Here is a 17,577-nt window from a genome sequence, read left to right as displayed (position 1 = left end):
GATCATGTTTGGAAAAAGAGGCTCCGACGACGGCGGCCGGTTCACCCCGGAGTTCCGTCAGCCAGCGTCAGCGGCGCCGGCTGCTGCAACGCCTGCGGACATGGCGGTACTTGCCCGACCCCCGGCAGCGCCGCCGCCGGGAGCGCTGGCAACGCCGCCAACTCGCCGTGCCGTTGAGGCGCCGTCGATGGCGCCGGAGCCGCCAAAAAAGATCCAGCGCGAAAAAAGCGAAACCTACTACGACACCAAGACCCAGGTCTTCTCCGCGCTCATCGACACCATTGACCTGTCGCAACTTGCGAAACTCGATCCCGAGAGCGCGCGCGAGGAAATCCGCGATATCGTCAACGACATCATCGCCATCAAAAATTTCGCAATGTCGATCGCCGAGCAGGAAGAGTTGCTCGACGACATCTGCAACGATGTGCTAGGCTACGGGCCGCTGGAGCCGCTGCTCGCCCGCGACGATATCGCCGACATCATGGTCAACGGCTCCAAGAACGTCTACATCGAAGTCAACGGCAAGGTCGAACAGACCGGCATCCGCTTCCGCGACAATCAGCAGCTGCTCAACATCTGCCAGCGCATCGTCAGCCAGGTTGGCCGCCGCGTCGACGAATCGAGCCCGATCTGTGACGCCCGTCTTCCTGACGGGTCTCGCGTCAACGTGATCGCGCCGCCGCTCTCCATCGACGGCACCGCGCTCACCATCCGCAAGTTCAAGAAGGACAAGCTGACGCTCGATCAGCTGGTCAAGTTCGGCGCCATCTCGCCGCAGGGCGCCGAGATACTCAAGATTATCGGCCGCGTCCGCTGCAACATCGTCATCTCCGGCGGTACCGGCTCCGGCAAGACGACGCTGCTCAACTGCTTGACCAACTATATCGACCGCGAGGAACGCGTCATCACCTGCGAGGACTCGGCCGAACTGCAACTGCAGCAGCCGCACGTGGTACGTCTCGAAACCCGCCCGCCCAATCTCGAGGGCGAAGGCGAGGTGACCATGCGCGACCTGGTCAAGAACTGCTTGCGCATGCGGCCCGAACGCATCATCGTCGGCGAAGTGCGCGGACCGGAGGTTTTCGACCTGCTGCAGGCGATGAACACCGGCCATGACGGGTCGATGGGAACGATCCACTCCAACAGCCCGCGCGAATGCCTGAACCGTATCGAATCGATGATCGCCATGGGCGGCTATTCGCTGCCGCAGAAGACCGTGCGTGAAATCGTCGTCGGCTCCGTCGATGTCATCATCCAGGCAGCACGCCTTCGCGACGGCTCGCGCCGCATCACCCACATCACCGAGGTGATCGGCATGGAAGGTGACGTCATCATCACGCAGGACATCGTGCTCTACAACATCAAGGGCGAGGACTCGAACGGAAGGCTGCTTGGCGAGCATGTGTCGACCGGCATCGGCCGTCCGCATTTCTGGGATCGCGCCCGCTACTATGGCGAGGAACAGCGCCTCGCCAATGCTCTGGAATCGATGGAGAAACGCGCTGACTAACGCATATCGAGGCGTGGGGACTGAGGTCGATGTTCGGAATTGATACCACCGTACTGGCGTTCATCGTGCTCGCCGGCTTCAGCGCCGGTGCGGTCGCCTATGCCTTCCTGTTCACCAAGATGAGCAACGAGAAGCAGGCCGGCAAGCGGCTCGAGACGATCAAGGCCGCCGAGACCGATCGTTCGGTCGTCAAGGCTTCGCGCGACCGTGTCGCGGAGGCGGTCAAGCGGCGTAAATCTGTCCAGGACACGCTGAAACAGCTCGACGAAAAGCAGAAAACCAACGAACTCGCCGTCAAGAAGCCGCCGTTGAAGGCCCAGATTCGTCAGGCCGGCATGCAGGTCTCGATCGAGCGTTTCTATATCTACTCCGTCATTTGCGGCATCGCGCTGACGGTGCTCGCCTATCTCGCCGGCGCGCCGCTACTTGTCCTGCCGGGTACGCTTCTGGCCGGCGCGCTCGGCCTGCCGCGCTGGTTCGTCTCGTTTCGCCGCGCGCGCCGGGTCAAGGCGTTCCTCAACGAATTTCCCAACTCCCTCGACATCATCGTGCGCGCCGTCAAATCCGGCCTGCCGCTCAACGACGCCATTCGCCTGATCGCCAATGAATCGCCGGAGCCGGTCAAGACCGAGTTCCGCCGGATCGTCGATTCGCAGCAGGTTGGCATGTCCATCCCCGACGCCACCTTGCGCATGGCTGAGACCATGCCGTGCAGCGAGGCAAGTTTCTTCGGAATCGTTATCCAGATCCAGTCACAGGCCGGCGGTAATCTCTCCGAGGCGCTAGGCAACCTTTCGCGCGTGCTTCGCGATCGCAAGAAAATGAAGGCCAAGGTCCAGGCGCTGTCCATGGAAGCGAAGGCGTCGGCCGTCATCATCGGCGCGCTGCCTATTGTCGTCGCCCTTCTCGTCTATCTGTCGAGCCCGAACTACATCATGCCGCTGTTCACCACCAGCACCGGCAATCTGATCCTTGGCTGTTCCGGCGTGTGGATGTCGATCGGCATTCTGGTGATGCGCAAGATGATGAACTTTGAAGTTTAGGCCCACCTTGGAAAGCTCGAACGAAAAGACTGAAAACGGATGACCGACCAAGTCGTAAAATCGCTGACCGATCCTGCCTTCCTGATCGCATTGCTGGTCGGCGTTGCGGTGTTCGCGACCGTCTTCACGTTGCTGCCGGCGCTTGGCGGCAATCAGCTCAAGGCGCGCATGAAATCGGTGGCGCTGGAGCGTGACGAATTGCGCGCCAAGCAGCGCTCGCGGCTTGCCAACGAAGCCGATCGTCGCCGCAAGGGGCTGCGCGAAGAGCAGTCGATCGGCATGCGCAACATCGTCGATAGGCTGGACCTGCGGCGTGCGTTGGCCGATGAAGGCACGTTGCAGAAGCTCAAGGTGGCGGGCTTTCGTGGCCAGAACCCGCTGACCCGCTTCCTGTTCTTCCGCCTGATCCTGCCTTTTGTCGGTTTCGCGCTGGCAGCGATCTATCTGTTCGTGCTCGGCGGACTGCCTGACCGGCCGGCCTTCGTGAAACTGTTCGTCTGCATCCTTGTCGCCTACGCCGGTTTCTACGCGCCGATCCTTTACGTCAACAATCGTGCCGCCAAGCGCAAGCAGTCGATCCAGGCGGCGTGGCCGGATGCGCTCGACCTGATGCTGATCTGCGTCGAATCGGGCATGTCGGTCGAGGCCGCCTTGCGCAAGGTCTCCGAGGAGATCGGTTCGCAGTCGGTGGCGCTGGCGGAGGAATTCGTGCTGACCAACGCCGAACTCTCTTATCTGCAGGAGCGCAAGCAGGCTTATGAAAACCTCTCGGCTCGTACCGGCCTGGAGTCGGTGAAGTCAGTGTCCCAGGCGCTGGTCCAGGCCGAACGCTACGGCACACCCGTGGCGCACGCATTGCGCGTGCTGGCCTCGGAAAGCCGTGACATGCGCATGAATGCCGCCGAGAAGAAGGCCGCCGCCCTGCCGCCGAAGCTTACCGTGCCGATGATCCTGTTCTTCCTGCCGGTTTTGTTCGCTATCATTCTGGGCCCAGCCGGCATTCAGGTCAGTCAGCGCGGCATCTTCGGCGACCAGCACAATTCCTCAAGCCAGTAGGCCTCGTTGCAGCCATACAAAAGAGCCGCACTGCCAATGCAGTGCGGCTCTTGTTTTCAGCTTTGAGATGTGGACGGATTTTGCGCTGTGCGGAGCCGGCGCCCATGCGGCGCTCAGTTGGTCGCCGGCTTTGCCTTGTCCTGATCCTTGAGCTGACTCCAGGCGTTCTGCTGGGCAAGCATCTGGCGAAGATAGGCTACATTGGCTTGCGCCTGTTCGGGTGAAAGCTCCTGCGACGCGATCTTCTCGGCCTCGTCGAAGCGGCCCTGCAGTCCCACGACCAGCGCAAGGTTCTGGCGCACCCGGCTGTCGGCATTCGGTTGCTGGGCTGCCGAGCGCATATAGGTCTCGGCGGTGCGCAGATCGCCTTCCAGCACATAGGACATACCGAGATTGGAAAGGATCGAGGGTTCGTTCGGCTTTAGGTCCAGCGCCTTGCGGTAGTTCTGGCGCGCTTCATCCTTCTGGCCAAGCTGGTCGAGAATGGCGGCCTCGGCCGACATCAGCCGCCAGTCCGGATATTCCGGCGTCTGCGCCCGGCGCACGGCGTCGAGCGCCGGCTCGAACTGGCCGTTGGCGGCCAGCGCCTTGCCGTAGGCGGCAAGCACGTCGCGATCCTTGGGGTAGGCGATCGCCAGCTTGCGCATCACGGCAAGCGACTGGTCGGCATCGCCGTCCATCTGGAGCGCCGCCGCAAAATTTGTCGCCAGCCGCTTGTCGTTGGGGTTCTTTGCGTAGGATTCGCCCAGCCGCCCGGTCGCCCCGTGCAACTCGCTGGCCGACATGGTTTCCAGCGGTTTGCCGCTGGTGCGCCCGATCGAGCCGGTCGTGAGCTTGCTGGTTCCGCACCCGGCAACACCGGCCGCCAGCGCCATCAGCAGTGCCGTGGTGACCAACCGTTTGCCCGTGACGTTCATCCTGCGGTTGGTGGGCATCGGCACGGGGCTCTCCATTCCTGCGCGTGGCCATTCACGTGGCCATCTTCATCCCCGCAGAAATATTCTGTTAACCCTAACGGACAGTTAAAAAGTGAGCCGTCGGATCGGTGAACGGCCCGCCGGAAGCCTTTGGCCTGGCAGTCCCATGCCGGCCCCTGTGCATAGATGTTGAAATCATCCGACGTCCCTGTCACTTGACTGAGGACGACCTGCAAGCCTCCCGGAGACCATCGAATGCCCGTCGAACTCGTCGAGACACTAAACACTGCCCTGCCGGTCCATCTGGTCGCGAGCGATGGACTGGAGGCCTTGGGGCTTTCGCCTTCCATGACCGCATGGGCGGCCGCCAACGGCTTTTCCGGCGAAGCCGGTAGGACGCTCGCCGTCCCCGGCGACAACGGTTCCCTTGCCGGCGCCTTGTTCGGCGTCGGTGATGGCGAGGGCGCGCTGGCGGTCGGCATGCTGGCGAGAGCCTTGCCGGAAGGCGACTGGCATTTTGCCGCCGCTCCAGCCGAGCCGGAACTCGCGGCCATAGCCTTGGTGCTCGGCGGTTACGTCTTCACTCGCTACGGAAAGAAATCAGGCAAGACGCTGCGTTTTGCGCTGCCGCTCGGCGTAGATGCAGGACGCGTCCGGCGCATCGCCGACGGCGTCTTCCTGGCGCGCGACCTCGTCAACACGCCGACCAGCGACATGGGACCGGACGAGTTGGAGAAGGCCGTGCGGACCCTGGCGGCCACTCACAAGGCCGAGGTGTCGGTGATCAAGGGGGATGATCTCCTGAAGCAGAATTTCCCGATGATCCATGCGGTCGGCCGGGCCTCGGTCGGAGCGCCGCGACTGATCGACATGGTTTGGGGACCGGAAGGCGCGCCGAAGGTGACGCTGGTCGGCAAGGGTGTCTGTTTCGACACTGGCGGCCTCGACATCAAACCGTCGTCGGGCATGCTCTTGATGAAGAAGGATATGGGCGGCGCCGCCAATGTGCTGGGCCTGGCCTCGATGATCATGGCTGCCGGGCTGAAGATCCGGCTGCGCGTCCTGATCCCGGCGGTCGAGAATTCGATTGCCGGCAACGCCTTCCGGCCTGGAGATGTACTGACCAGCCGCAAGGGCCTCACCGTCGAGATCGGCAACACCGACGCCGAAGGGCGGCTGGTGCTGGCCGATGCGCTGGCGCTGGCCGATGACGAGGAGCCGGAACTGCTGATCGACATGGCGACGCTGACCGGGGCAGCGCGTGTCGCGCTCGGTCCCGATCTGCCGCCTTTCTACACTGGCGACGAAGCGCTGGCGTCCGAACTGGCTGCGGCCTCGGTGGCCGTCGAGGATCCGTTGTGGCGCATGCCGTTGTGGCGGCCCTATGACGGCAGGCTGGCGTCGAAGATCGCCGACATCAACAACGTCACCACGGACGGTTTCGCCGGCTCGGTCACCGCGGCGCTGTTCCTCAAGCGCTTTGTCGAACGGACAACGGGCTGGGCGCATTTCGACATCTTCGCCTGGAACCCGTCCGATCGCCCCTATGGACCCGCCGGCGGCGAGGCGCAAGGCATCCGTGCACTGGAGCGGGTCATTTCGAGGCGCTATGCCTAGGGTCGTGAGCAAAGCACACTGCCTCTAAACTGAAACGGAACCGAAACAATTTGCCGTCATGCTCGCGCGATGTCGATTTCGATGCGTCCGAGCCAGGCGATGCGACTATGGCAGCAGGTGATGTTGTCCCAGGTGCGCGCCGGCGCGCCAGATCTCACCATGCGCCAGACGGCGATCCTGTTCACCATCTATCTCGACCCGCCGCCGCACACGGTGCGCGGCCTGGCAGCCCGCCTCAATGTCACCAAGCCGGTCATCACCCGCGCCCTCGATACTATGGGTGCGCTGAAACTGGTGTCACGCCATCGCGACGAGCTCGACAAGCGCAATGTGCTGATCCGGCGCACGGTCGAAGGCGCGCTCTTTGTCGAGCGCTTCGGGGATGGTATCGTTGCCAGGGCTCATGAACTGCCCATCTGATCAATCCATGAATTGAACGAGTACCGATTTGACTGCCAGGGATGCCCGCCTCCACGCCTTCCGTTCCGACCTCGCCGATGCAAGGCTGAAAGGGAAGGTTTCGGCCGATCGCTTCGTCACCGGCCGTCCGGCTCGGATCACGGCCTCCGTGGCTGACGTGCGCAAGGCACCGCGCCCGGATGCCGGCGTCAACACGCAGGTACTGTTCGGCGACGATGTGCTTGTCTTCGAGGAAGCCGAGGGATGGGCCTGGGTCCAGGCCGAACGCGACGGCTATGTCGGCTACGTCGGCGCCACCATGCTGGGCGCACGCGAGCATGCGCCAACCCACATCGTCACGGCGCCGCGCACCTTCCTCTATCCTGGCCCGGATCTGCGCTTCCCGATCAGCGGCCAATTGTCGATGGGCTCGACGGTGACGGTAACCGGTGCCGCCGAAACGCGCGGCACGCACTATGCGCTGTTGCCCTCCAGCGAGGCGCTGATCGCCGGCCATATTTGCCCGGTCAGTGACATCGCCGCCGACTATGTCTCGGTCGCCGAGATGTTTCTCGGCACGCCCTATCTCTGGGGCGGCACCTCCGGCTTCGGCATCGACTGTTCGGGCCTTGTGCAACTGGCCATGCGCATGGCCGGCCGCAATGTGCTGCGTGATTCCGACATGCAAGCGGCAGGCCTCGGCGAGCCGCTCGATCCGGGATTCGATTATGCCGGACTGAAACGCGGCGACCTGGTGTTCTGGAAGGGCCATGTCGCGATCATGACCGACGCCGAGACAATGATCCACGCCAACGGCCACACCATGCTGGTCTCGCGCGAAGGGCTGAAGGATGCGGTTGATCGGATTGGGTATCTGTATGGCGGGCCGACTGGGTTTCGGCGGCCCTAGCGCCTCTTCCTCGCCCGTTCACGGGGAAAGGTGCCCGAAGACGGATGAGGGGCGACGCCAGCGACTGAAAGGTCGCGCTGCGCCTCACCTGCCTGCCGGCATCCTCTCCCCGTAAACGCGGCGAGGGATAGCTCACCCGATCACCTTTTGTTCCGATTTTCCTTGGCGATCGCGCGCCATCGCGCTACCTCTTTCGCGTGACCGAGCAGCCGCGCCTTGCCAAACAGAATGCCGCCGTCCTTCTGCCCGAACCATTCATCAGATGGTTCGGCGAAAAAGGCTGGTCGCCGCGCGCTCATCAGATCGAGCTGCTGGCGAAGGCTCAAGCGGGGCAATCGATGCTCTTGATCGCACCGACCGGCGCCGGCAAGACGCTGGCCGGCTTCTTGCCATCGTTGACCGAACTGGCCAACCGCCCCAGACGCAAAGCCGGTATGGCACGGCGCGGCATCCATACGCTCTACATCTCGCCGCTGAAGGCGCTGGCCGTCGACATCGAGCGCAATCTCGGCAAGCCGGTGGAGGAGATCGGCCTGCCCGTCACCATCGAGACGCGCACCGGCGACACCCCTTCGCACAAGCGGCAGCGCCAGAAACTGGCGCCGCCCGACATCCTTTTGACCACGCCCGAGCAATTGGCGCTGCTGATCGCGGCCGGCGATGCCGGGCGCTTCTTCGAGGATCTGCGCTATGTCGTGCTCGACGAGTTGCATTCGCTGGTGACATCGAAACGCGGCCATCTGCTGGCGCTCGGGCTGGCGCGGCTGCGCAGCATCGTGCCCGGCCTGCAGACGATCGGTCTGTCGGCAACGGTGGCCGACCCCGACGAGTTGCGGCGCTGGCTGGTGAGCCAGAATCCGCCCAAAGGCCTGGCAAGTCCCGATATGTCTGAACTCATCGTCGTAACCGGCGGCGCGAAGCCCGAAATCTCGATCCTCGATTCGGAAGAGCGCGTGCCATGGGCCGGCCATTCGGCGCGCTATGCGACGCCGGAAATCTATCGCGAGATCAAGCGCCACAAGACCACCCTGCTGTTCGTCAACACCCGCAGCCAGGCCGAGCTGCTGTTTCAGGAATTGTGGCGGGTCAACGAGGATACCTTGCCGATCGCGCTGCATCACGGCTCGCTCGATGTCGCCCAGCGCCGACGCGTCGAGAAGGCGATGGGGGAAAACGCGCTCCGTGCCATCGTCGCCACCTCGACGCTCGACCTTGGCATCGATTGGGGCGATGTCGATCTGGTCGTCCATGTCGGCGCGCCCAAGGGCGCCAGCCGGCTGGCGCAGCGCATCGGCCGCGCCAATCACCGCATGGACGAGCCGTCGAAGGCGATCCTGATCCCGGCCAATCGTTTCGAGGTGCTGGAGTGCCGGGCAGCGCTGGACGCCAACTATCTGGGCGCCCAGGATACGCCGCCGCTGGTCAATGGCGGGCTCGATGTGCTGGCCCAGCATGTGCTGGGCTGCGCCTGCGGAGCGCCGTTTCGCGCCGACGATCTCTACGAGGAAGTGCTGACAGCAGCGCCCTATGCCAGCCTCGACCGGCCGACATTCGACCGCGTCATCGATTTCGTCGCCACCGGCGGCTACGCACTGAAGAACTACGAGCGCTACGCCCGCATCCGCCTCAACAAGGACGGCATGTGGCGGGTCTCCAATCCCCGCGTCGCGCAGCAATATCGGCTGAACGTCGGCACCATCATCGAGGTGCCGGCGCTCAATGTGCGTTACGTCAAGGCCGGCAGCAAAGGCTCGGCTTCGCACGGCGGCCGGGCTCTGGGCAAGATCGAGGAGGCCTTCCTCGAAACGCTGACGCATGGCGACACCTTCATGTTTGCCGGCAAAGTCCTGCGCTTCGAAGGCATCCGCGAGAACGAATGCTTCGTCTCGAATGCGCCGGGAAGCGACGCCAAGGTGCCTTATTATGGCGGCGGCAAATTTCCGCTCTCGACCTACCTCGCCGAGCAGGTGCGCGCCATGCTGGACGACCCGCAGCGCTGGAAGAAGCTGCCCGAGCAGGTGTCGGATTGGCTGCGTTACCAGGCCGACAAATCGGTATTGCCCAAACGCGACGACCTCTTGATCGAGACCTTTCCGCGCGGCAACCGTCACTATCTCGTCGCTTATCCTTTCGAGGGCAGGCTGGCGCACCAGACGCTCGGCATGCTGCTCACCCGCCGGCTGGACAGGGCCGGCGCCAGGCCGCTTGGCTTCGTCGCCACCGACTACGCATTGGCCATCTGGTCGCTGGGCGATATGGGCGCGATGTTCAAATCGCGGAAACCTTCGCTTGGCGCTCTGTTCGACCAGGACATGCTGGGCGACGACCTCGAGGCTTGGCTGGCCGACAGCTGGCTGCTCAAGCGCACCTTCCGCAACTGCGCGCTGATTTCAGGCCTGATCGAGAAGCGCCACCCGGGACAGGAGAAAAGCGGCCGTCAGGTCACCGTCTCGACCGATCTGATCTATGACGTGCTGCGCAGCCATGAGCCCGACCACATCCTGCTGCAGGCGACGCGCGCCGACGCGGCGACCGGTCTGCTCGATGTCAGCAGACTTGCCGACATGCTCTCGCGTATCCAGGGTCGAATCGTGCATAAGGCACTCGAACAGATATCGCCGCTGGCCGTGCCGATCATGCTCGAAATCGGCAAGATGCCGGTGAATGGCGAGGCCGACGAAACGCTGCTGATGGATGCCGCGACTTTGGTCGAGGAAGCCATGGGTCCGGGGATGGTTGAGGAATGAATTTTTCGCTGGCGCGGGCATCGCTGATCGCCGAGGCCGATTTTGTCGGCATCGCGGGCGAGCGCGCGGTCTGTGATTCGCGCGGCGTGCTTTATTTCCCCGATCTGAGGCTGCTCGCGGTCTCCGACCTGCATCTGGAAAAGGGCTCGTCCTTTGCCAGGCGCGGCGCACTGATCCCGCCCTACGATACCGGCGCCACTCTGCTCCGGCTGCAGGCGGTAATCGCGGACTACCAGCCGGCCATCGTCATCAGCCTGGGCGACTCCTTCCACGACGGCGGCGGCGCCGAGCGCATGCATCAAACCTTCCGCGATCGGCTGGAAGCATTGATGGCCGGCCGCGACTGGTTCTGGGTCGCCGGCAACCATGACCCGGAAGCGCCGGCGGATTTGCCCGGCGAGACGGTGCGCGAACTCGCCATCGGCTCGCTGCTGTTCCGCCACGAGCCGTCGAAGATAAGAACCGAGGGCGAAGTTGCCGGCCATCTTCACCCTTGCGCCCGCATCGTCCAGCAGGGCCGCTCGGTGCGGCGGCGCTGCTTTGCCGGCGATGGCGGCCGCATGATCATGCCGGCCTTCGGCGCTTATACCGGCTCGCTCAACGTGCTCGACCGCGCCTATGCCGGCCTGTTCCGCCGCGAGACGTTGATGGCCTATATGATGGGCGCCGCGCGCATCTTCGCCATTTCCGGTTCGATGCTGCGGCCGGGCTAAGTTTCTACGGTATAAGCACGGTTGCGCCTGTCGTCTGCCGTGCCCCGAGCCGGCGATGCGCCTCCGCCACTTCGGCAAGCGGCATGCTTGTGTGCACCGGGATTTTCACTGCGCCGCTGAGGACGACGCTGAACAGATCCTCGCTCATGGCGACAACGTCCTCACGCCTGGCGAGATGATGGAACAGCAACTGCCAGGTGGCGAACAGCGAACCCTTTTGCATCAAAAGCATGATGTCGAATGGCGGGATCGACCCCGACGCTGTGCCGTAGCTGACGAAGGTGCCGAACGGCCGCAGGCAGTCGAGCGAGGCGGGGAAGGTCGCGTTGCCGACGCCGTCATAGACGGCGTGGCAGCCTTCGCCGTTGGTGACCTCTTTCACCCGTGCGGCGAAATTCTCTTTGCTGTAGTCGATGACATGGTCGCAGCCATTGGCGCGCGCAAGTTCGGCCTTTTCGGGTGAACCGACCGTGCCGATGACGGTCGCGCCGAGATGTTTGGCCCATTGCGTCAGGATGAGGCCGACGCCGCCCGCCGCGGCATGCACCAGGATGGTATGGCCCGCCTCGACGCGAAACGTGCGGCGCAGCAGATATTGCGCCGTCAGCCCTTTCAGCATCATCGCCGCACCTGTCTCGAAATCGATGGCGTCGGGCAGATGCACGACGAAATGCGCCGGCACGATGCGTTCTTCGGCATAGGCGCCGAGCGTCTCGACATAGGCGACTCGGTCGCCAGGCGCGAAGCCGCTGACGCCTTCACCGACGGCGACGATTTCGCCGGCGCCTTCATTGCCGGGAATGAATGGCAGAGCGGGCGGCGCGTATTCGCCGGTGCGAAAATAGATGTCGACGAAGTGAGACCGACCGCCCGGTTGCGCACGCGCACCTCGCCCGGTCCGGGCTGGCCGATGTCGACATCTTCGTAGGCGAGCACATCTGGCCCGCCATGGCGGTGAACACGGATCGCTTTCATGGTTTTCTTCCCTGCGCTGTTCTCTTGAGTGTGAGATAGCGCGTGGCGGGATATCATTGTAGGCTGATACCGATGACATCAGAGTTCAAACAAAATGATATCTGAACAGATCGGCCTCGACCTTCTCCGCACCTATGTCGCGGTCTGCCGGCAAGGTAACCTGAGCAGGGTCGCCGCGCAGACCGGCAAGACCCAATCGGCGCTTAGCATGCAGATGCGTCGGCTGGAGGGCCTGCTCCAGCGGCATCTGTTCCAGCGCACCGGCCGCGGCGTTGTGCCGACTGCGGAAGGCGAGCTCTTTCTGGGATACGCGACCCGCATCCTCGCTCTCGGCGATGAAGCGGTGGCGCGTCTGCAGCAGGCTAGCAATGGGGGCGGCGTGCGTATTGGTCTTGCCGAAGAGGTCACCACGGCCGCGCTTTGGGCCGCACTCGGGCGGCTTCATCGCACCTATCCCGATATCAGCCTCGACGCGATGGTCGAGCACAGCGTCGCGCTGGGACGGCTGTGGAGCGAGGACGCGTTGGATGTCATGATCGCGCCGACATCCGTCGTCGCGGCCGACGACATGGAACGTCGAACTGCAGTGGGTCTGCGCCCAGGACTATGTGCTGGACCATGACCGGCCGCTCGATCTCGCCGCCTTCGGCGCAACCTGCCCTTGGCGCAGGCGGATGATCGAGGCGCTGGTCGCCGCCGGCCGGGAGCACCGGATCGTCCTGTCGTGCCAGAGCGTCACCGGCCTTCAGGCCGCGATCGAGAACGGACTGGGCGTTGGACTGCTTCCGCCCGAATCCGTGCGCACCGCTTCGATGCGGGTGCTGAAGACGTCAGCCGGCCTGCCCGAGCCGCTCACGGTCCAATACGGCCTTTACGCGCACGACCGCAGGACAGCTGTAATCGATGCCGCGATCGAAATCCTGCTTAAGGATTTGCCGGCGGCGCCACGAGCACGGGCCGCCTGACGGCGGGACGCTCTACCGGCCGTAATAGAGGGTGACGGTGTGCTTGGCCTCGGCGAAGAACAGCCAGCGCTCGACCAGCATGCCGGCGAACTGGACGATTGCCGCAAGCACCGACAGCACCGCTGCGAATGGCCAGGGCAAAGCGAATAAGACAGAAAGCAGCAGCAGGGCAGGCAAGGCGAAAGCCAGCAACTGCGTGATCAGCCGCAGCTTTGCGCCATGTTTGCGCGCGATCCGAAAACCCATTTCCTTGAGCAGGTAGTTCTCCTCGGTGTGCGGCCATTCGAGCGAGCGCACTGTGCCGCCAGTGAGCCCTGTCGCCGTGTTGGCGGTGGTCGCGATCTCCAGCGCGTCATTGTATCGCCACGTCGCCAGCTTCCAGCCCCAGCCGAGCAAGGTCAGCAGCAAGGCGGCTACCGCAACGGCGGTCGGGCTGATGGCGAAAGCCTGCAGCAGCGCGTTCAACAGCACGCTGCCGGTCATCGCCGAAAAGATGAGATAGCCCGGCAGCGTATACGGGCTATGCCACTGCGCGATCGGCTTCAGCGAGGCATAGATCATGCCGGTGGTGCAGACGGTGACGATTGCGCCGATAGTTGCGAGAAGCCCGGCGATGGCCATCCAGCCTCCGGTGCGGCCAAAAAACACCCAGCCGATGCCGAACAGCCCGGCGGGAATGAAGGTTGCTACCGACGATACACCCTCGCGTGAGAGCCAGGAGCTACGCCATTGCGAAAAGGCGCGCCAGGCGCGTTCGGGCCGGCCGAGATGGCCGGTCGACAACAAAAGGCCTGCGGCAATCAGGCCAAGCGCCAGCCCCATGCCGATAAGGCCGAGCCAGAAATGGGCCACGATAAAACCCAGTCCGCCAAGCACGCCGAGCAGCGCCAGCAGTCCGTAGCCCGCTCCTGTGGCAGTGGTGAAGAAAACGACGGAAAAGGCTGGATGCATTGGTCAGCTCGAAAGCATGCGGTCGATCCAGCCAAGAAAACCGCCTTCGACCGTGACTGGCTCGAGCCTTGGCGCCGGCACCGATGCGGCGCGCTGGGCGCGCGGCGGCAGATATTTGTTGGTCGGCTTGTAACCCATCTCCGGCATCAGGTCGACGCCGCCACGCTCCGCCACCAGTTGCGATACCGCCGAGGTGGGATCGCCGAGGTCGCCGAAATGCCGGGCGCTGGTCGGGCAGGCGGCAACGCAGGCCGGCACGCGGTCTTCCTCGGCCAGATTGTCGTTGTAGATGCGGTCGACGCACAGCGTGCATTTCTTCATCACGCCGACGTCGGTATCGAATTCGCGCGCGCCATAGGGGCAGGCCCAGCTGCACAGTTTGCAGCCGATGCATTTGCTTTCGTCGATCAGCACGATGCCGTCCGACGCCCGCTTGTAGGACGCGCCGGTCGGGCAGACAGTGACGCAGGCAGGCGTCTCGCAATGCAGGCAGGAGCGCGGAAAGTTGACCGTGCGCCCGCCCGCCTCGGTCGTGTGCTCGTAGCTGTGCACGCGGTTGAACCAGACGCCGTCGACATGGCCGCCATAGGGGTCGATGTCGGTCAGCGGCGCCATGTGGCCGCCGGTGTTCCACTCCTTGCAGGCGGTGACGCAGGCCTGGCAGCCGACGCAGGTGTCGAGGTCGATGACCAGGCCAAGCTTCTTGTCTGCATGGGCGGGAAGGCAGGTCATTCCACGGCTTCCCTATGGACGCGGAACTCGGCGCCGAAGCGAAGGATGTCGGGCGAAGGCTCGACATTTGGCGGCTGGCTGAAACGCTCGAATTGCGGTTCGGTGAAGCCGGCTTCCTCATCAGAGCATTTGACGATGCGCACCCTGAGGTCGAACCACGCCGCCTGACCGGTCACCGGATCGGAATTCGAATAGCGTTTGCCGTTCGCGTCAGCCGATGTCTGGTCGCCGATAATATGGTTGAGCAGGAAGCCGCGATTGCTCTCGGCAGCGTTGTCCTTCAGACCCCAGGCGCCGCGCCTTTTGCCGATGGCGTTCCAGGTCCAGACCGTATCCGCATTGACGCCGTCGACCAGCTTGATCTGCCCCTTAACCCTACCGTTGATGCCTTCGATCCACACCCAGTCGTCGTCGACAAGACTGAGATCTGCCGCGGTCCTGTGGTGCACGAACAGGCGGTTCTGACTGGTGATTTGCCGCAGCCACGCATTCTGCGAGCCCCAGGAATGATACATGTGCATAGGCCGCTGCGTCAGCGCATGCAGCGGGTATTTATGCGGATCGACGGCGGCCTCTTCGAACGGGGTAAACCAGAACGGCAGCGGATCCATATAGGTCTCGATGCGCCGGCGTTCGCTCTCGGGCGGCTGGACGCGACCATGACCGCGCGCGGCGAGGCGAAAGCGCTGCATCGGTTCGCAATAGAGCTGGAACACGATCGGCTCGGCCTTGGGGATGAACCCCATCTGCTCTGCGAAGTCGAGATAGGAGCGGTTGGCCATCTTGTAATAGCGCTGGTCCTCAGCAAAATCCTGGTGCCAGAAGCCGCCATTGCCGATGTAGCGCTGCAACTGGTCGGGATTGACTTCGCCCTTGCCGACGGAAGTGCCGTCCTTGCCGCGCCAGCCGGCCAGCGGGCCGATGCCCGGCGTGCGTTCGTGATTGACGATGTAGTCGGCATAGTCGGCATATCTGGCCGAGCCATCGTCCTCGACGAAGCCGGGCAGGCCAAGCCGAGCGCCAAGTTCGATCAGCACCGATTGGAACGGCCTGACATCTCGGTCCGGTTCGACCACCGGATGGCGGATCGCGTCGCCCGGCCCGTCGGCATGGCTGATCGGCCGGTCGAGCAGGCTGATGCAGTCGTGACGTTCGAGATAGGTGGTGTCGGGCAGCACCAGGTCGGCGAACGGCACCGTCTCGGAATAATAGGCGTCGGAATAGATGATGAAGGGGATCTTGTAGTTACCCGCTTCGTCATGGTCGGTGAGCATGGCAATGGTCTCGACGGTGTTCATCGAGGAATTCCACGCCATGTTCGACATGTACATCATCAGCGTGTCGATTGGGTACGGGTCACCGGCCCACGCATTGCGGATGACCGTATGCATCAGCCCATGCGCGGCGAGCGGCGCATCCCAGGAATAAGCCTTGTCGATGCGCAAAGGCGTGCCGGCCTCGTCGACCAGGAGATCGTCCGGCCCGCAGACGAAGCCGAGCGGCATGCCGTCGAGCGGCGTCATCGGCCTGACCACCTTGCCGGCCGGCTTCGGTCCCGGGGGCGCCGAGCGCGGGTAGGGGGGCTTGAAACGGAAGCCGCCGGGCACGTCCACCGTGCCGAGCAGCACCTGCAGCAGGTGGATGGCACGGCAGGAGTGAAAGCCGTTGGAGTGGGCCGAGATGCCGCGCATGGCATGCATCGACACCGGCCGTCCCTTGATCGTCTCGTGCCGCCGTCCGGCCCAGTCGGTCCACGCAACCGGCAGTTCGATCGTCTGTTCGAAGGCGACGTGGGCGAGTTCGGCAGCGATCCGCCGGATGGTGTCGGCCGGAATGCCGCATCGTGCCGCGACCACATCGGGTGCGTAGCTGTAGTCCATGTAACGGTCGGCGATAAGCTGGAACACCGGCACGCAGCGGCGACCGGCGAACGTGAAGCTGCCGGTCAGCGCCGGCTTCGCATCGGCATCGGCTGCGTTGACGGTTGTCTTCGCCACTCTGTCCCACGCGAGAAGATTGTTGTCGCTGTCGCGCAGGAATAGCCCGTCATCGACCGCGCCCGGCTCCTGGATGACCAGCACATGGGCGTTGGTGTAGCGGAGCAGATAATCGAGATCGATGCGGCCTGCCTTCAGCAGTTCATGGATTAGGGCGAAGACGAAGAGGCCGTCGGTGCCGGGCCGGATCCCGATCCAGTCGTCGGCAATGGCGTTGTAGCCGGTGCGGCAGGGGTTGATCGACACCACCTTGGCGCCGCGCGCCTTGAGTTTACCCAAGCCGATCTTGATCGGGTTGGAATCATGGTCCTCGGCGACGCCGAACAGCATGAAGTATTTCGTATTGTCCCAGTCCGGCTCGCCGAACTCCCAGAACGAGCCGCCGATCGTGTAGAGCCCGCCGGCCGCCATGTTGACCGAGCAGAAGCCGCCATGGGCGGCGAAGTTCGGCGTGCCGAACTGGCTCGCCCACCAGCCGGTCAGCGACTGCGACTGGTCGCGCCCGGTGAAGAAGGCGAGCTTTTTCGGATCGGCCCGGCGGATATTCGATAGCCGCCCGGTCGCAATCGAAAACGCTTCCTCCCACTCGATCTCGCGGAATTCGCCCGAGCCGCGCAGGCCGCTGCGCAACAGCGGCTTCTTCAGCCGCGCCGGGCTGTAGTGCTGCATGATGCCGGAGCTGCCCTTGCCGCAGATCACGCCGCGGTTAACCGGATGGTCCTTGTTGCCGTTGATGTAGCGCACCTTGCCGTCCTTGATGTGGACGTCGATGCCGCACCGGCAGGCGCACATATAACAGGTGGTCTTGGCGATGCTGTCGGAGATAGCGGGCGAGGTGTCGACGCCGTCGCCTTCATCAGGCGCGCGTGTATCGCCAAGCGGCCGTTGCGACGGTGCGGAATTGGCTCCGCGCGGCGCAGCTGGGTTCATGATGCCGGCGTGCTTTTGCTACCTGCGAATTTGGCCCGCGTCTTCGGTCCGGGGCCACGCATATAGTGTTCTTCAGGATGATATCGATCGCCGGCCAGCCGCCGCCTGAGGCCAC

14 protein-coding genes and 1 pseudogene are annotated in these 17,577 nt (G+C 63.8%); 10 read left to right on the top strand and 5 right to left on the bottom strand.

Translation table 11 applies throughout. The features are described from left to right. The first annotated feature begins 4 nt into the window (after positions 1 to 4). From NKI61_RS00490 to NKI61_RS00480, 3 genes are read left to right on the top strand one after another with little or no spacing between them, the layout of a single operon-like run. Positions 5 to 1,510 (top strand): TadA family conjugal transfer-associated ATPase, encoded by a 1,506-nt coding sequence (locus tag NKI61_RS00490; RefSeq protein WP_023703462.1) that lies wholly within the window; start codon positions 5 to 7, stop codon positions 1,508 to 1,510. A gap of 29 nt (positions 1,511 to 1,539) precedes the next feature. Then, the gene (locus NKI61_RS00485) at positions 1,540 to 2,553 is read left to right on the top strand and encodes a type II secretion system F family protein (RefSeq protein WP_023703461.1); all 1,014 of its coding nucleotides are present in this window, start codon (positions 1,540 to 1,542) and stop codon (positions 2,551 to 2,553) included. Positions 2,554 to 2,592: 39 nt separating this feature from the next. Further along, entirely contained in the window at positions 2,593 to 3,609 is a 1,017-nt protein-coding gene (locus tag NKI61_RS00480; RefSeq protein WP_023738192.1) for a type II secretion system F family protein, read from the top strand. Positions 3,610 to 3,722: 113 nt separating this feature from the next. On the opposite strand, the gene NKI61_RS00475 is transcribed toward NKI61_RS00480, so the two are convergent. Continuing rightward, positions 3,723 to 4,544 (bottom strand): tetratricopeptide repeat protein, encoded by an 822-nt coding sequence (locus tag NKI61_RS00475; protein WP_023669594.1) that lies wholly within the window; start codon positions 4,542 to 4,544, stop codon positions 3,723 to 3,725. Positions 4,545 to 4,781: 237 nt separating this feature from the next. Between NKI61_RS00475 and NKI61_RS00470 the strand changes: the two genes are divergently transcribed. The 5 genes from NKI61_RS00470 to pdeM all read left to right on the top strand — a co-directional run bounded on the left by NKI61_RS00470 (position 4,782) and on the right by pdeM (position 10,912). Further along, positions 4,782 to 6,143: a leucyl aminopeptidase family protein gene (locus NKI61_RS00470; protein WP_023746685.1), complete on the top strand. Its 1,362-nt coding sequence runs from the start codon at positions 4,782 to 4,784 to the stop codon at positions 6,141 to 6,143. Between the two features lie 69 nt (positions 6,144 to 6,212). Beyond that, on the top strand, positions 6,213 to 6,563 hold the full coding sequence (locus NKI61_RS00465) for a MarR family winged helix-turn-helix transcriptional regulator (protein WP_023669596.1): 351 nt from the start codon (positions 6,213 to 6,215) through the stop codon (positions 6,561 to 6,563). A gap of 28 nt (positions 6,564 to 6,591) precedes the next feature. Further along, positions 6,592 to 7,452 carry a C40 family peptidase gene (locus NKI61_RS00460; protein WP_023730950.1) on the top strand — a complete coding sequence of 287 codons (861 nt, stop codon included), beginning with the start codon at positions 6,592 to 6,594 and terminating at the stop codon, positions 7,450 to 7,452. Positions 7,453 to 7,649: 197 nt separating this feature from the next. Next, on the top strand, positions 7,650 to 10,199 hold the full coding sequence (locus NKI61_RS00455) for a ligase-associated DNA damage response DEXH box helicase (RefSeq protein WP_352838651.1): 2,550 nt from the start codon (positions 7,650 to 7,652) through the stop codon (positions 10,197 to 10,199). After that, positions 10,196 to 10,912, top strand: a complete 717-nt coding sequence (pdeM, locus tag NKI61_RS00450) for a ligase-associated DNA damage response endonuclease PdeM (protein ID WP_023688711.1) — start codon at positions 10,196 to 10,198, stop codon at positions 10,910 to 10,912. Before NKI61_RS00455 ends, pdeM begins: the two co-directional genes overlap by 4 nt. A 4-nt stretch (positions 10,913 to 10,916) precedes the next feature. Here the strand turns inward: pdeM and NKI61_RS00445 are convergent. Beyond that, a pseudogene (locus NKI61_RS00445) lies at positions 10,917 to 11,887 on the bottom strand (quinone oxidoreductase family protein). A 94-nt stretch (positions 11,888 to 11,981) separates the two neighbouring features. Between NKI61_RS00445 and NKI61_RS00440 the strand changes: the two are divergent. Beyond that, complete coding sequence (locus NKI61_RS00440) at positions 11,982 to 12,509, top strand: LysR family transcriptional regulator (protein ID WP_352838650.1); 528 nt, start codon at positions 11,982 to 11,984, stop codon at positions 12,507 to 12,509. Continuing rightward, a complete protein-coding gene (locus NKI61_RS00435) occupies positions 12,496 to 12,852 on the top strand; it encodes a LysR substrate-binding domain-containing protein (RefSeq protein ID WP_352838649.1) in 357 nt (118 codons plus the stop codon). Before NKI61_RS00440 ends, NKI61_RS00435 begins: the two co-directional genes overlap by 14 nt. Positions 12,853 to 12,864: 12 nt before the next feature. Here the strand turns inward: NKI61_RS00435 and NKI61_RS00430 are convergent, their stop codons facing one another. The 3 genes from NKI61_RS00430 to NKI61_RS00420 are packed head-to-tail and all read right to left on the bottom strand — an operon-like array spanning position 12,865 to position 17,462. Next, entirely contained in the window at positions 12,865 to 13,803 is a 939-nt protein-coding gene (locus NKI61_RS00430; RefSeq protein WP_352838648.1) for a dimethyl sulfoxide reductase anchor subunit family protein, read from the bottom strand. Between the two features lie 3 nt (positions 13,804 to 13,806). After that, the gene (locus NKI61_RS00425; protein WP_352838647.1) at positions 13,807 to 14,535 is read right to left on the bottom strand and encodes a 4Fe-4S dicluster domain-containing protein; all 729 of its coding nucleotides are present in this window, start codon (positions 14,533 to 14,535) and stop codon (positions 13,807 to 13,809) included. Continuing rightward, on the bottom strand, positions 14,532 to 17,462 hold the full coding sequence (locus NKI61_RS00420; RefSeq protein ID WP_023740751.1) for a molybdopterin oxidoreductase family protein: 2,931 nt from the start codon (positions 17,460 to 17,462) through the stop codon (positions 14,532 to 14,534). Before NKI61_RS00420 ends, NKI61_RS00425 begins: the two co-directional genes overlap by 4 nt. Positions 17,463 to 17,577 lie beyond the last annotated feature (115 nt).

The organism is Mesorhizobium sp. M0514, assembly GCF_040321145.1.
Taxonomy (GTDB): domain Bacteria; phylum Pseudomonadota; class Alphaproteobacteria; order Rhizobiales; family Rhizobiaceae; genus Mesorhizobium.
The sequence above is the reverse complement of the archived record's forward strand: the minus strand, read 5'-3'. Positions and strand labels throughout refer to the sequence as shown.

Excerpts from the sequence above, each read along its gene's own strand:
- NKI61_RS00490 (WP_023703462.1), top strand. The coding sequence starts at position 5 with ATGTTTGGAAAAAGAGGCTCCGACGACGGCGGCCGGTTCACCCCGGAG.
- NKI61_RS00485 (WP_023703461.1), top strand. The coding sequence starts at position 1,540 with ATGTTCGGAATTGATACCACCGTACTGGCGTTCATCGTGCTCGCCGGC.
- NKI61_RS00480 (WP_023738192.1), top strand. The coding sequence starts at position 2,593 with ATGACCGACCAAGTCGTAAAATCGCTGACCGATCCTGCCTTCCTGATC.
- NKI61_RS00475 (WP_023669594.1), bottom strand. The coding sequence starts at position 4,544 with ATGCCCACCAACCGCAGGATGAACGTCACGGGCAAACGGTTGGTCACC.
- NKI61_RS00470 (WP_023746685.1), top strand. The coding sequence starts at position 4,782 with ATGCCCGTCGAACTCGTCGAGACACTAAACACTGCCCTGCCGGTCCAT.
- NKI61_RS00465 (WP_023669596.1), top strand. The coding sequence starts at position 6,213 with ATGTCGATTTCGATGCGTCCGAGCCAGGCGATGCGACTATGGCAGCAG.
- pdeM (WP_023688711.1), top strand. The coding sequence starts at position 10,196 with ATGAATTTTTCGCTGGCGCGGGCATCGCTGATCGCCGAGGCCGATTTT.
- NKI61_RS00440 (WP_352838650.1), top strand. The coding sequence starts at position 11,982 with ATGATATCTGAACAGATCGGCCTCGACCTTCTCCGCACCTATGTCGCG.
- NKI61_RS00430 (WP_352838648.1), bottom strand. The coding sequence starts at position 13,803 with ATGCATCCAGCCTTTTCCGTCGTTTTCTTCACCACTGCCACAGGAGCG.
- NKI61_RS00425 (WP_352838647.1), bottom strand. The coding sequence starts at position 14,535 with ATGACCTGCCTTCCCGCCCATGCAGACAAGAAGCTTGGCCTGGTCATC.
- NKI61_RS00420 (WP_023740751.1), bottom strand. The coding sequence starts at position 17,462 with ATGAACCCAGCTGCGCCGCGCGGAGCCAATTCCGCACCGTCGCAACGG.